Consider the following 12,426-nt stretch of genomic DNA (forward strand, 5'->3'; position numbering starts at 1 on the left):
TCCGCCCGCACCGCCTGTCGATCGCCCCGCTCCGGCCGCCGCCTCGCCACGGCCGCCGTGCCTCGCCATGGCCGCGGCCTCTCTCCCCGGTCCGGCCGCCGTCTCGCCCCGTGCGCCTCTCCCCGGTCCTCCGGCCGCCGTTCCGTCGCGGCGGCCGCCCCGCTCACCCCAGGGAGCGGTCGAGCGTGTCCAGCGGCACCGAGAAGAGCATCCGGTCGGACACGGACCACACGTCACCCGTCTCCTGCCAGTACGACAGCGAGCCCGCGCCCTGTGCCCAGCAGTGGTGCGAGAGGTCCGAGCCGCACCGCGCGGCCTTCGCGGCCTCGGTGTCCTGCCGCCACAGCCCGCCGTGGCCGGCCCCGGACCCGGGCAGCCGTCCCACGTACCAGGAGGAGCGGGGCGCCCCCGCCTTCCGGTACGACAGCACGCCCCGGACGCCGCTCGCCTTCGTCCGGTACACCTCGACCGGGTCGGCGCGTCCGGCCGTGTCCGTGGCGAGCAGGCCGCCGCGCGCCGGGTCCTTGCTGAACGCGTACCGCCAGAGCCTGGCCCGCCGCTCACCGTCCGGGGAGGTCCACTCGCCCGCGACGAGACTGTCCGGGGCCGTGGTGCGGTCCAGGGAGAGGGTGCCCGGACAGACCGCCGTACGGCCGGAGCCGGCGCAGCGGCCGCCCTGCGCGCGGTAGGAGCCCACGGCGGGCATCACGTAGTCGTAGCCGTCGGCGGACCAGCCGCCGGGCACCCGGCCGATCGCGGGGCTGTCGACGGTGGTGCGCTGGATGCGGTGCATGTCGTAGACGTAGAGGGCCCGGTCGCTGCCGGTCTCCGTGGTGACCAGCAGCTTGCCCTGGTACCAGACCATGCCGGAGATCCGGGACGCCAGGCCCCGGTAGTCGCGGCCGCCGTCGACCGGGACGACGAGGAGCACCCAGCGGTAGACGGGCCGGGCGGGATCGTCGGCGTCGATGAAGGCGACCCGTGCCAGGCCGCGCTCGGTGGCGGACCCGGTCCCGGAGGCGTGGCTCCAGCCGGCGAGGATCACCCGGTGCGGGCCCCACATGCCGTCGTCGTCGGCGTCGCCGGAGGTCGTCACCGAGGCCGGGCGCCAGCCCGGGGTCGCGGCGTCGGCCGGGTCCCAGCACCAGGCGCGGCGGGGGGCCGGGTCGACGGGCAGGGTCGCGCGGTCCCCGGCGGAGCAGGCGGCGCCCTCGCGGAGGGCGCGGTCGGCGGTGCGCAGTACGGCGTCCACGCCGACGGGGTGCCCCATGGACGAGGCGAGCCGGTCGAGGTCGGGGGCGGGCACCAGGTCCTCCTGGAGCCGCAGCGGGGCGGTGTCGGACGAGGAGGTCAGCGGTGTCAGCGCGCCGGGGCTCCCGGCGACCGTGGCCTGCGAGGCGCTGATCATCGTGGCCGCCGCGGTGAGCGCCAGGGCGGTTCCGGCCAGGACGGCGCGCAGCGCCGCACCCCGTCTGCGCCGGCGGTGTCTCCCGCGATGCTTCATGGTCTCCTCCCGAGCGGCGAGCCAACTGCTCCTGATGATCCGTACGTTGACCGAGGAGCAGGTGGGAAGGCCCGTCACGGGATGCTACGGCAGCGCCGTGCGCCGCAGGGCCAAGACCCCGCAAATACACGAGGGACAGTCGTGCGAAAGGGGCGCGTTCGAAAACCCGCCGTCGCGCCCCCGTGCGCCCTCCCGCCCCCGGACCGGGGGGTTCCGTGCGTCCTCCCGCCCTCCGGAGCAGGCGTCCCCGTGCGTCCTCCCGCCCCCGGACCGGGCGGTCCCGTGCGGCCTCCCAACCCCCGGACTCGGCCGTCCCGTCCCGCCGTCCGCCGTCGGGTCACGGCCGCCGCCGTAGGCCCCGGGGGGGGGGCAGGTCACGGGGGTCGCCGGCCGGTGGCACGGTCACTTCCGCGCCGCCGCCGGCGCGTCACGGACGCGTACGCTCCGGGCGCGGACAGCGATGAGCCGCGGCCTCCCGCAGCCCCGGTGAACCACGCTTTTCCGGACCGGACTTGACCCGTGTGCCGCCTCCGGGGCGGTGTACGCGGGCTCCAACGGGCCTGTGAGGCGGGGGTGGTGCGGTGCCGGCGCGGCACCACCCCCGCCGGGCCGGGCTCCTGCCGCCGCGGGCGCGGCCGGGGCTGTCCGGGGCGCGGCCGGGCGTCCTGTGCGGTGTCGCGGGCCGACGGGCGGTGTCATGGGCCGGTGCGCGGTGCGCGGTGCGCGGTGCGCGGTGCGCGGTGCGCGGTGCGCGGTGCGCGGTGCGCGGTGCGCGGTGCGCGGTGCGCGGTGCGCGGTGCCGTGGGCCGGCGTGCGCTTCGGCACCGTGGTCCGGGGGGCCGTACGGGGGTTCGCCGCACCGGCGGCTCAGAGGACCGGCAGGGCGCGTTCCACCACCGGCGCCAGATCGAGACCGGAGGGCAGCGTGCCGAAGGAGGCGCCGTGATCGCCGCCCAGCCGGGAGGCGCAGAAGGCGTCGGCCACCTCGGGCGGCGCGTGACGCACCAGCAGTGATCCCTGGAGCACGAGGGCGAGCCGCTCCACCAGGCGCCGGGCACGGCCCTCGACGCCCTCCAGGTCGGCGAGTTCGGTGAACAGGTCCCTGACCGCGCGGTCCAGCCGGTGGTCGGCGCCGTGCGCGAGCCCGATCTCGCCGAGGCAGGCGTCCAGGGCGCCCGGCTCGTCCCGCAGGGCCCGCAGCACGTCCAGCGCCTGCACGTTCCCCGCGCCCTCCCAGACGGAGTTCAGTGGCGACTCGCGCACCAGCCGGGGCAGGCCGGACTCCTCGACGTACCCGTTGCCGCCCAGGCACTCGGCGGCCTCGACCGCGAGCGGCGCGCAGCGCTTGGTGATCCAGTACTTCGCGGCCGGCACCGCGAGCCGCAGGAAGGCGCGCTCCCGCTCGCTCCCGTCGTCGTGGGCGGCCGCGAGGCGGAGGCTCAGCGCGGTGGCGGCCTCCGACTCCAGCGCGAGGTCCGCGAGCACGTTGCGCATCAGCGGTTTGTCGATGAGCTTCCCGCCGAACGCCTCCCGGTGGGCGCAGTGGTGGACCGCCTGCGCCACCGCCTGCCGCATCAGCCCGGCCGAGCCGAGCGCGCAGTCCAGACGGGTCGCCGAGACCATCCCGATGATGGTGCGCACCCCGCGCCCCTCCTCGCCGACCCGGCGGGCCCAGGTCCCGGCGAACTCGACCTCGGCCGAGGCGTTGGACCGGTTGCCCAGCTTGTCCTTGAGCCGCTGGAGGAGGAGGACGTTGCGGGTGCCGTCCGGGAGGACGCGCGGCACCAGGAAGCAGGTGAGGCCGCCGGGAGCCTGCGCCAGCACCAGGAAACCGTCCGACATCGGCGCCGAGCAGAACCACTTGTGCCCGGTCATGGTGTAGGTCCCCTCCTCGGCGAGCGGCCGGGCCTCGGTGGTGTTCGCCCGTACGTCGCTGCCGCCCTGCTTCTCGGTCATGCCCATGCCGAGGAGGGCGCCGGGTTTCTCCGTGACGGGGCGCAGCCCGGGGTCGTAGACCGCCGAGGTCAGCAGCGGTTCCCACACGGCGGCCAGCGCGGGGTCGGTGCGCAGTGCCGGTACCGCCGCGTGTGTCATCGACAGCGGACAGCAGTTGCCCGCCTCCACCTGGGTCCACACCACGAACCCCGCCGCCCGCCGCACATGTCCGGCCGGCCGCGTCCAGGCGCCGGTCAGGCCCGCCCCGACGCCCTTGCCGAGCAGCCGGTGCCAGGACGGGTCGAAGTCGACCTCGTCGATCCGGTTGCCGTAACGGTCGTGCGTGCTCAGCCGCGGCGGGTGTTCGTTCGCGCGGACCCCCCACTCCTGCGCCTGCGCCGATCCGGCGGCGGTGCCCAGCCCGGACAGCTCGGCCAACACCTCCTCGCGCAGCTCGGGTCCCGTGTACCGCTCGACCGCCTCGACGAGCGCGCGGTCCGCGGTGAAGACGTCGTATCCGGCCAGCGGGGGCGGCTGGTTCGTCACGGTGTGGGTGGAGGTGCCTGCCATGACGGCGAACCTACCCGGGACCGCGGGGCCGATGACGCGGGCCCGGCACGGCGGGTCCCGGCGGGTTCTCGCGAGGGCGGGGAGCGGGTCCTCGCGGGCTACAGGCGCAGGGCATGGAGGGGGCACGGAGGGGACACGAGGGGACACGGAGGGGGTGGCGGTGCGGATGCGCCGTGGAGGGGGCGCGGAGGCGGTACGGGGACGATCAGGTGTCCCCGGGAGCCGTGCCGTGCCGGTTCCGGGCCCGGATCCCGCCCCCGCGAGGTGAGGGCGGTCCCGTACGGCGGATACCGTTAGGACGTGCAGCCAGCAAGTGAAACCCCCGAACGGCCCGCCGGCCGGCTCCACCGCGCCCGAGCCCTCTACCGGAACGTCTCCAAGCGCAGGACCGCCTGGCTGCTGCTGAAGGACACCGTCAACTCCTGCATGGAGTACCGCATCCTCGGTCTCGCGGCCGAGGCGGCGTTCTTCACGCTGCTCTCCGTGCCGCCCCTGCTGCTCAGCCTCATCGGCCTGCTCGGCTATGTGGACGACTGGACCGGGGCCGACACCATCCAGAGCCTGGAGAGCAACCTCCTCGACGCCTCCCGCACGGTCCTGTCGGACAAGGGTGTCAGGGAGATCGCCGAGCCGATCCTGCACGACGTGATGAGAGGCGGCAGACCCGATGTCATCTCGATCGGCTTCCTGTTCGCCCTGTGGTCGGGCTCCCGCGCGGTGAACGTCTTCATCGACACCATCACCGTCATGTACGGCCTCGACGGGGTCCGGGGCATCGTCAAGACCCGGATCATGGCCTTCCTGCTGTTCATCGTGGCCCTGCTGATCGGTTCGGTCGCGCTGCCGCTGATGGTGGCCGGACCGGACGCGGTGGTCCGGGTGCTGCCCTGGTCGGAGACGGTCGTACAGGTCCTGTACTGGCCGGTGGTCATCGTCCTGTCCATCGTCTTCCTGACCACGCTCTACCACGTCTCCGTGCCCGTGCGGTCCCCCTGGATCGAGGACGTACCCGGTGCCCTCGTCGCCCTCGCCATGTGGGTCCTCGGCAGCTTCCTGCTGCGCATCTACCTCACCCACACCATCGAGGGCGCCACGATCTACGGCTCCCTGGCCGCGGCCGTCGCCGTACTTCTGTGGATCGGCGTGGGCGCCTTCGCGGTGCTCGTCGGCGCGGCGATGAACGCCGCCATCGACCGCGTCTGGCCCGCCGCCGCCACGGCCGCCGCCCGCGCGGCCAACGAGCAGCTCCGCAAGGCCCAGGTCGTCGAGTACGTCGCCCGCGCCGCCGCCCACGAGGCCGACCCCGACGACCCCGACATGCCGTCCGAGTTCCCCGAACGCTGGTCGCGGTTCCTCCCCCCTGACGACGTCACGGGCCGCCTGCGCGCCCACGCCAGGAACACCCACCACACCCGCAAGAGCGGCGGAGGGCCTGCGCGGCCGCAGAAGTGAGGGGAGCGCGCGGCGGTGTGCGGCACGGGAGTGGCCGCGTGTGACCGCCGGTGACTCCGGGCGTCCGCCCGGTGCCGTCCCGGCCCGCGGGCGCCCGGAGTTCCCCGTACGGCCGGACCGGTGGCGCCTTCGCCTCCGGTCCGGCCGTCGTAGGCTGAGGCCTGTGTACACCGAGCGGGCGTCCCGGCTGCCCGGGGCCGTCGTATGGACGAACTCCCCGAGCGGGACCGCCTCACCGCCCGTGCTGCCCGACGGCTGCATGGACCTGCTGTACTGCGAGGGCCGGCTGCTGGTCGCCGGGCCCGACACCCGCGCCCACGCCGTCGGGGGTCCGCCGCGCACCTGGTCGGGCGTCCGGTTCCTCCCGGGCGCCGCGCCCGCCCTGCTCGGCGTGCCGGCCCACGAACTGCGGGACCGGCGCGTCCCGCTGGCCGACCTCTGGCCCGCCTCCCGGGTCCGCCGCCTGCTCGGCCGCGTCGAGGCCGCGGACGGCCCCGCGACGGGGCTGGAGGACATCGCCCTCGCCTGCGCGGCGGACTCCCCGCCGGCGGACCCGCTCCTGCGCCGCCTCGCCGAACACCTGGACCGGGGAAGGCCCGTCGCGGCGACCGCCGACGAACTCGGCGTCGGCGCGCGCACCTTGCACCGCCGCTGCCTCGACGCCTTCGGCTACGGCCCGAAGACCCTCGCCCGCATCCTGCGGCTGCGCCGCGCCCTGGAACTGGCCCGGGCCGGTGTGCCGTACGCGGAGACCGCCGCCCGCGCCGGGTACGCGGACCAGCCCCATCTGGCCCGGGAGGTGCGCCGGTTGACCGGCATGCCGCTCGGCCGGCTACTCGGTGGCGGCCCCGGGCAGCGGCGCGAACAGGTCGACCCCGTTGCCGTCGGGGTCGTGGACGGTGGCGTACCGCTGCCCCCAGAACGCGTCCCACGGCTTGAGCTCGCCGTGGTGTCCGGCGTCCACCAGGTCCCCGTACACGGCGTCCACCTCGGCGGGGGAGCCGCAGCGGAACGCGAGTGACACCCTGCCGCCGGCGGCGGGCGGCCGCCAGCCGGGGTGGAAGGACCGGACGGTCTCCTCGGTGTCCAGCGCGAGCACCAGCCCGCCCGGCAACTCGGCCTCGACATGCGGCTGGTCCTCGGCGCCCTCGGGGAAGACCAGCCCGAGGCGGCGGTAGAAGGCGAGTGAGGCGGCCAGGTCGGAGGCCACCACACCGATCACGGCGAATCGTGGAGTCATACGCCCACCGTAGGCACGGCGGCATCCGCCGGTCTTGAACGAATCGGACACGTCCGCCGCGTGGACCGGGCGCCCGGACCGCCGCGAGGAACGTGCGCCCGGACCGTCGCGTGGACCGGGTGCCCGGACCGTGTGCGGTCCCCGCGGCGGCCGTGAGGTCCGGCGCCCGGACCGGGGTTCTTTCCGGGTGCCCGGCGTAGGGTCGCCGGCATGACGCCCCGGCTGCTCGTCTGCACGCGCACCACCGCCTACCGGCACGACTCCATCCCGGCCGCCGTCGCCGCCGTACGCGCGATGCGTCCGTTCGCCGTCGACCACACCGAGGACCCCGCCGACCTCGAACGGCCCCTGGAGCGCTACGCGGCCGTCCTCTTCCTCTCCACCAGCGGCGATGTGCTCACCCCCGCGGGACGCGAACGGCTCGCCGCGTACGTGGAGGCGGGCGGCGGCTTCGCCGGGGTGCACGCGGCCGCCTGCACCGAGTACGGCTGGCCGTACTACGGCGAACTCCTCGGCGCCCGCTTCGACCGGCACCCGGCCCTCCAGCCCGGCCGGGCCGTGGTGGAGGACGCCGGCCATCCCGCGACCCGCCCGCTGCCCGCCGTCTGGGACGTCACCGACGAGTGGTACGACTTCCGCCCCGGCCCGCGCGGGCACGCCCGGGTGCTGCTGCGCGCCGACGAGACGTCGTACGAGGGCGGCGGGATGGGGGCCGACCATCCGCTGGCCTGGTGCCGGGGACAAGGGCGCGGACGGGTGTTCTACACAGCCCTCGGCCATGCCGCCGAGGCCTACCGCGATCCGACCTTCCTGGCTCACCTGAGTGGCGGTGTGACCTGGGCGGCAGGGCTGATCACGTGACGTTTCCGCGGTGAACGCGATCCGCCGTCGGGGTGAGTAAAGCCCTTACAGGCAGAAGGTCACGCATGTTCCTGGAGATCCTTTTGTCTCGGTAAAGGGCGTCGAGACGCGACGGCCCACGCGCCGTCCGCGTCACCCACCCACAGAAGGAGCCGGACCTTGACTTACGGGAAGAAGCTGCGCGAGAGCATCGCCGGGCCCGGGACCACACCTCTGATCGGCGTGTACGACATGTACTCCGCGTCGATCGCAGCCAAGCACTACGACGGCATGTTCGTCTCGGGCTTCGGCTTCGCGGCCTCGTACTACGGGCTGCCCGACATCGGATTCATCGCCTGGCCCGACATGGTGGCCTTCGTCCAGCGGCTGCGGGGCGCGTTCCCGCACCACCACCTGCTGGTCGACATCGACGACGGCTACGTCGACCCCGAGGTCGCCTGCCACGTCGTCGAGCAGCTCGAACGCATCGGCGCCTCCGGGGTGATCCTGGAGGACCAGAAGCGGCCCCGCCGCTGCGGGCACGCCGACGGCAAGCAGGTGCTGCCGCTGGAGGAGTACCTGGAGAAGCTCCACAAGGTCCTGGAGACCCGCAAGGACCTGCTCGTCGTCGCCCGCACGGACGCCACGGACGAGGGGGACATCCTGCGCCGCGCGGAGCGGCTCGCGGCGACCGACGCCGACGTCGTCCTCGTCGACGGCGTGCGCAGCGTCGAATGGATCAAGCGCATCCGCGAGGTCGTCGGCACCAAGCCGCTGCTGTTCAACCAGATCGCCGGCGGCAAGTCGCCCCGCCTCTCCCTCGGCGAGCTGTCCGACCTCTCCGTCGACGTCGCGATCTACAGCACCCCGTGCCTGTTCGCCGCGCACGAGGCGATGGACGCCGCGCTCGCCGGGCTGAAGGCGGCCGACGGCCGGCTGCCCCAGGTCGACCCGGCGGCCGGTGTCGGGGTGAAGGCGTCCACCACCCTGCTGGAACGCAACATCGACCCCGAGCGGCTGACCCCCGAGAGCGTGGGCGTGTGACGGACGCGTACGGGCCGCGCGCCCGCGCCGCCGGTCGGCGTACGGCCGACGCCCGCGCGGTCTGGGAACGGCTGCTGCCCGCCGTGCCCCGGTGCGGAGCGGCCGCGGCGCTCGCCGCGGCCCTCCTCGGGGCCGGTGCCGGGCCGGCGGCCGCGAACGACAGCATGATCACCGTCCTCGACAACTCCCACGCCGACTCCATCCTGGAGGTCGACCGCACGGCCAACGTCGGGACCGGCAGCGGTACCGCCGGCAGCGACCACGACGGCAGCGCCGTGGACGCGGTGCAGGCCCTGGTCGGCGCCCACCACCCGCACGAGCAGGACTGAGCGGGCGGGGCGGACGACCGCGACCGCGCGACAGCGCCGGACCGGCGGCCGGGCATCCCCTCGCGGGGGCGCCCGGCCGCCGCCGGGGACGCCCCCAGGGGCGCGGTCGGTGCACCGGAATACATCGGGGCCCCGCGGCGCTCTGATGTGAACGGCACACGAGCGCGGCGAAGGGCTGGTGGGCGATGACGGCAGACCGGACGGACCCTGTGGTCAGAACGCCCCACGGGGCTGTGCGCGGCCGCTACGAGCGGGGGATCGCGGTCTTCCGGGGCATCCCCTACGCCGCCCCGCCCTTCGGCCCCCGGCGCTTCAGACCGCCCGTCCCGCCAGAACCGTGGGACGGCGTGCGCGACGCCGGATCCTTCGGCCCGACCGCGCCGAAACCGCCGTACTCCGAGGCGTTCGCCCAGTTCCTCGCCGACCCGGTGATCCCCGGCGACGACTGCCTCAACCTCAACGTCTGGACCCCGGAGCCCGCCCCCGGCGCCCGGCTCCCCGTCCTGGTCTGGCTGCACGGCGGGGCTCTGACCAGGGGATCCTCGGCGGTGCCCGTGTACGACGGCAGCGCGTTCGCCCGGGACGGGATCGTCTTCGTCTCGGTCAACTACCGGCTGGGCGTCGAGGGCTACGGGCTGTTCCCCGACACACCCGCCAACCCCGGCCTGCGCGACCAGCTGGCCGCCCTGTGCTGGGTGCACGAGGCCGTCCGCGCCTTCGGCGGCGACCCGGACAACGTCACCCTGTGCGGACAGTCCGCAGGCGCGATCAGCGCCGGGGCGCTCATCGCCGCGCCCCAGGCCCAGGGACTCGTCCGGCGGGCCGTCCTGCAGAGCGGACCGCCCGAGTCCACGGAACGCGACAAGGTGCGCCGGATGGTCCGGCGCATGGCCGCCCGGCTGAGGATCCCCGCCACCGCCGAGGCCTTCGCGGCCGTCGACCGCGCCCTGCTGCTGCGCACCCAGGCCGAGGCCGGCCGGCTGAGCAGCCCGGTCCTCGGCGGCCCGGCCTTCGGCATCGTCGTGGACGGCGACCTCGTGCCGCGCGACCCGCTCCAGGCGCTCCTCGACGGTGAGGCCGCCCGGGGCGTCGAGCTCCTGATGGGCTGGACCCGGGACGAGTACCGGCTGTGGCTGGTCCCCGGCGGACTCCTGGAACGGGTCGACCGGCTGGGCCCGGTCGTCCTGGCGGGCGCCATGGCCCGCTGCCGCGCCGGTCACGAGGTCCCCCGCGGCTACCGCACCCTGCACCCGGACGCCGGCACCGCGGAGACAGTCGGCCAGATGGTCACCGACCACCTGCTCCGCGTCCCCCTCCACCGGCTCGCCGACGCCCGCCCCGGCACCTCCTACCTCTACGAGTTCGCCTGGCCGTCCCGCCGCCCCGCCCTCGGCGCCTGCCACGCCCTCGAACTCGGGTTCGTCTTCGACTCCGGCGCGGTTCCCGAGTCGGTCATGCTGGCCGGCGCGGACGCTCCGCACGGGCTGTGCGACGAGATGCACGCGGCGTGGGTACGGTTCGCCGCCACCGGCGATCCCGGCTGGCAGGCCTGGGACGCCACCCATCCGGTACGGATCTTCAACGAGGGCGGCCCGCGGATCGCCCACGGCCCGAGGGACACCGAGATCGCCCTCTGGGCGGCCCTTCCCCGGGTCCCGCAGCCCGCCCCCGCCCCGGACACCTGGGCCCGCCGGGCGGAACTCGCCTCCGCGGTACGCCGCCTGCGCCGCTCGGTGGGCGCACGGCGACGGTGAGCCGCGCGGGACGGTGAGCCGCGCGGGGACCTGCGGGGTTGCTGCCGGCTGCGCCGGGCCCGTGGGTCCGTGGCCGGGCACCCCGGCGCCCCGCGGGTGCGCGCCCCGGCCCCAGCGCCTCCCACCAGGGGGCTTCGCAGACCCCCGAAGATCAGGGAGACCCCCTAGGGACTTTCTTCCGGATCAGGCCGGGCCTACGGCGCCTCGCAGCCCACGCGTGCCGGACCCCGCGACCCCGGCAGGATCCGGAAGACAGGTCCTAGGGGGTGTCTCTTCGATCTTCGTGGATCAGGCCGCGGTGTCCGGTGCGGTGCCTCGGCGTGCGGCCGGACCGCCCTCGTACTGGGCGTACGTGGGAGGTTCGGCCGTGCGGCGAGGTGCCGTGCCGGGCGTCGCGGACCCACGAAGATCGGAGAGACGCCCCCTAGTCCTGCCGTGTCAGGATCCGGGCGACGGAGGCGATCGTCTCCGGGTCCACGCGGCAGCAGCCGCCGATCAGGCGGGCTCCCGCGTCCCGCCAGCCCTGCACCCGTTCCGCGGTGAAGGTGGAGCGGCCGGTCCAGGCGCGCGCGGCCGCGTCCCAGGTCTCACCGCTGTTGGGATAGACGACGACCGGCTTGCCCGTCACCCGTGCCGCGGTCCGCACCGCGTACTCCGCGTCCCGAGGGGAGCAGCAGTTCACGCCCACCGCGATCACCTCGTCCGCGTCGGCGGCCGGTGCGAAGGCCTCCTCCAGGGGCTGACCGGCGCGGGTGTGCCGGCCGTCCACGCTGTACGACAGCCAGGCGGGCACCCCCAGCCCGCGCACCGCCCGGAGCAGCGCCGCCGCCTCGTCCGCGTCCGGCACGGTCTCCAGGGCCAGGACATCGGGCGCGGCGGCGGCCAGCACCTCCAGCCGCGGCCGGTGGAACCGCTCCAGCTCCGCGACGCTCAGCCCGTAGCGCCCCCGGTACTCGGAGCCGTCCGCGAGCATCGCCCCGTAGGGGCCGACCGAAGCGGCCACCCACAGCGGCCGGGCGGCGCCCGCCGCGTGCGCCCGCCGGGCCGCCTCGCGGGCCAGCCCCACACTCAGCGCCATCAGCCGCGCGGCCTCCTCACGGCCGATCCCGCGCCTGCCGAACCCCTCGAAGGTGGCCTGGTAGCCGGCGGTGATCGCCACGTCCGCGCCCGCCGCGAAGTAGGCCAGGTGCGCCTCGGTGACCGCCTCGGGCCGGTCGATCAGCAGCCGCGCGGACCAGAGGTGGTCGCTCAGGTCGTGGCCCGCCGCCTCCAGCACCCCCGCCATGCCGCCGTCGAGCACGAGCGGCTCCCCGGCGAGAGCGTCGGCGAGGCGGGGCGTGGGGGTGCCGGTCATGCCTCGACGCTAGTCCACCCGCCGCCGGGGCCGCCGGTGTGTCCGCCGGTGCGTCCGAGGCGCGGTCCGGGGGCGTGAGGGCGGAGTGCCGGATTCGCCGTACGCGGCAGAGGGCCGGATTCGCCGTATGCGGCAGGAGGGCCAGAGTCTCCGAGGGTCGGAGTCTCCGTACGCGGCTGGGGTGCCGGATTCACCGAATGCGGCAGGAGCGCTGGATTCTCCGTACGAGGTATGGGAAGCGCTTGCCCGAAGCGCTAGGGTCCGGCCGCCGGACCCTTCTCACCCCAGCCCCGCAAGACCCCCTGTCCGCACGGCGTCCAGCCCCGCGAGGGCCGCCTCGCCCCGTACGGCCGCCCGGCCCCGCAAGGGCAGCCCGCCTCCATCAGGTGACCGCGCCCCCAAGA

General features: G+C 75.3%; 9 protein-coding genes and 1 pseudogene. 6 read left to right on the forward strand and 4 right to left on the reverse strand.

What is annotated here, in order from left to right:
• Positions 1–163: 163 nt before the first annotated feature.
• Both ACIPRD_RS17020 and ACIPRD_RS17025 read right to left on the reverse strand, forming a co-directional pair.
• On the reverse strand, positions 164–1,504 hold the full coding sequence (locus ACIPRD_RS17020; protein WP_401563779.1) for a hypothetical protein: 1,341 nt from the start codon (positions 1,502–1,504) through the stop codon (positions 164–166).
• Between the two features lie 867 nt (positions 1,505–2,371).
• Complete coding sequence (locus tag ACIPRD_RS17025; protein WP_401563782.1) at positions 2,372–4,009, reverse strand: acyl-CoA dehydrogenase family protein; 1,638 nt, start codon at positions 4,007–4,009, stop codon at positions 2,372–2,374.
• A gap of 300 nt (positions 4,010–4,309) precedes the next feature.
• On the opposite strand from ACIPRD_RS17025, the gene ACIPRD_RS17030 reads away from it, so the two are divergent.
• Positions 4,310–5,461 carry a YihY/virulence factor BrkB family protein gene (locus tag ACIPRD_RS17030; RefSeq protein ID WP_356399717.1) on the forward strand — a complete coding sequence of 384 codons (1,152 nt, stop codon included), beginning with the start codon at positions 4,310–4,312 and terminating at the stop codon, positions 5,459–5,461.
• 163 nt (positions 5,462–5,624) lie between these two features.
• Positions 5,625–6,302, forward strand: a pseudogene (locus ACIPRD_RS17035) (helix-turn-helix domain-containing protein); the annotation flags it as partial.
• Here ACIPRD_RS17035 and ACIPRD_RS17040 read toward each other — a convergent pair.
• On the reverse strand, positions 6,294–6,701 hold the full coding sequence (locus ACIPRD_RS17040) for a VOC family protein (protein ID WP_356399715.1): 408 nt from the start codon (positions 6,699–6,701) through the stop codon (positions 6,294–6,296). The pseudogene ACIPRD_RS17035 and the gene ACIPRD_RS17040 sit on opposite strands and share 9 nt — an antisense overlap.
• Positions 6,702–6,911: 210 nt before the next feature.
• Here ACIPRD_RS17040 and ACIPRD_RS17045 point away from each other — a divergent pair, with 210 nt between their 5' ends.
• From ACIPRD_RS17045 to ACIPRD_RS17060, 4 genes are all read left to right on the forward strand, one after another.
• The gene (locus tag ACIPRD_RS17045; RefSeq protein ID WP_356399713.1) at positions 6,912–7,562 is read left to right on the forward strand and encodes a ThuA domain-containing protein; all 651 of its coding nucleotides are present in this window, start codon (positions 6,912–6,914) and stop codon (positions 7,560–7,562) included.
• Between the two features lie 159 nt (positions 7,563–7,721).
• Complete coding sequence (locus ACIPRD_RS17050) at positions 7,722–8,585, forward strand: isocitrate lyase/PEP mutase family protein (protein WP_356399711.1); 864 nt, start codon at positions 7,722–7,724, stop codon at positions 8,583–8,585.
• Complete coding sequence (locus ACIPRD_RS17055) at positions 8,582–8,914, forward strand: hypothetical protein (RefSeq protein ID WP_401563786.1); 333 nt, start codon at positions 8,582–8,584, stop codon at positions 8,912–8,914. Before ACIPRD_RS17050 ends, ACIPRD_RS17055 begins: the two co-directional genes overlap by 4 nt.
• 185 nt (positions 8,915–9,099) lie before the next feature.
• Positions 9,100–10,668: a carboxylesterase/lipase family protein gene (locus ACIPRD_RS17060; protein ID WP_401563788.1), complete on the forward strand. Its 1,569-nt coding sequence runs from the start codon at positions 9,100–9,102 to the stop codon at positions 10,666–10,668.
• A 424-nt stretch (positions 10,669–11,092) separates the two neighbouring features.
• On the opposite strand, the gene mmuM is transcribed toward ACIPRD_RS17060, so the two are convergent.
• On the reverse strand, positions 11,093–12,022 hold the full coding sequence (gene mmuM, locus ACIPRD_RS17065; RefSeq protein WP_401563790.1) for a homocysteine S-methyltransferase: 930 nt from the start codon (positions 12,020–12,022) through the stop codon (positions 11,093–11,095).
• Positions 12,023–12,426: the final 404 nt, after the last annotated feature.

Origin of the sequence: Streptomyces sp. NPDC090108 (assembly GCF_044747185.1) — a bacterium.
Lineage (GTDB): Bacteria > Actinomycetota > Actinomycetes > Streptomycetales > Streptomycetaceae > Streptomyces.

Coding starts and splice junctions, on each gene's coding strand:
- mmuM (WP_401563790.1), bottom strand. CDS start 12,022: ATGACCGGCACCCCCACGCCCCGCCTCGCCGACGCTCTCGCCGGGGAG.
- ACIPRD_RS17045 (WP_356399713.1), top strand. CDS start 6,912: ATGACGCCCCGGCTGCTCGTCTGCACGCGCACCACCGCCTACCGGCAC.
- ACIPRD_RS17040 (WP_356399715.1), bottom strand. CDS start 6,701: ATGACTCCACGATTCGCCGTGATCGGTGTGGTGGCCTCCGACCTGGCC.
- ACIPRD_RS17020 (WP_401563779.1), bottom strand. CDS start 1,504: ATGAAGCATCGCGGGAGACACCGCCGGCGCAGACGGGGTGCGGCGCTG.
- ACIPRD_RS17060 (WP_401563788.1), top strand. CDS start 9,100: ATGACGGCAGACCGGACGGACCCTGTGGTCAGAACGCCCCACGGGGCT.
- ACIPRD_RS17025 (WP_401563782.1), bottom strand. CDS start 4,009: ATGGCAGGCACCTCCACCCACACCGTGACGAACCAGCCGCCCCCGCTG.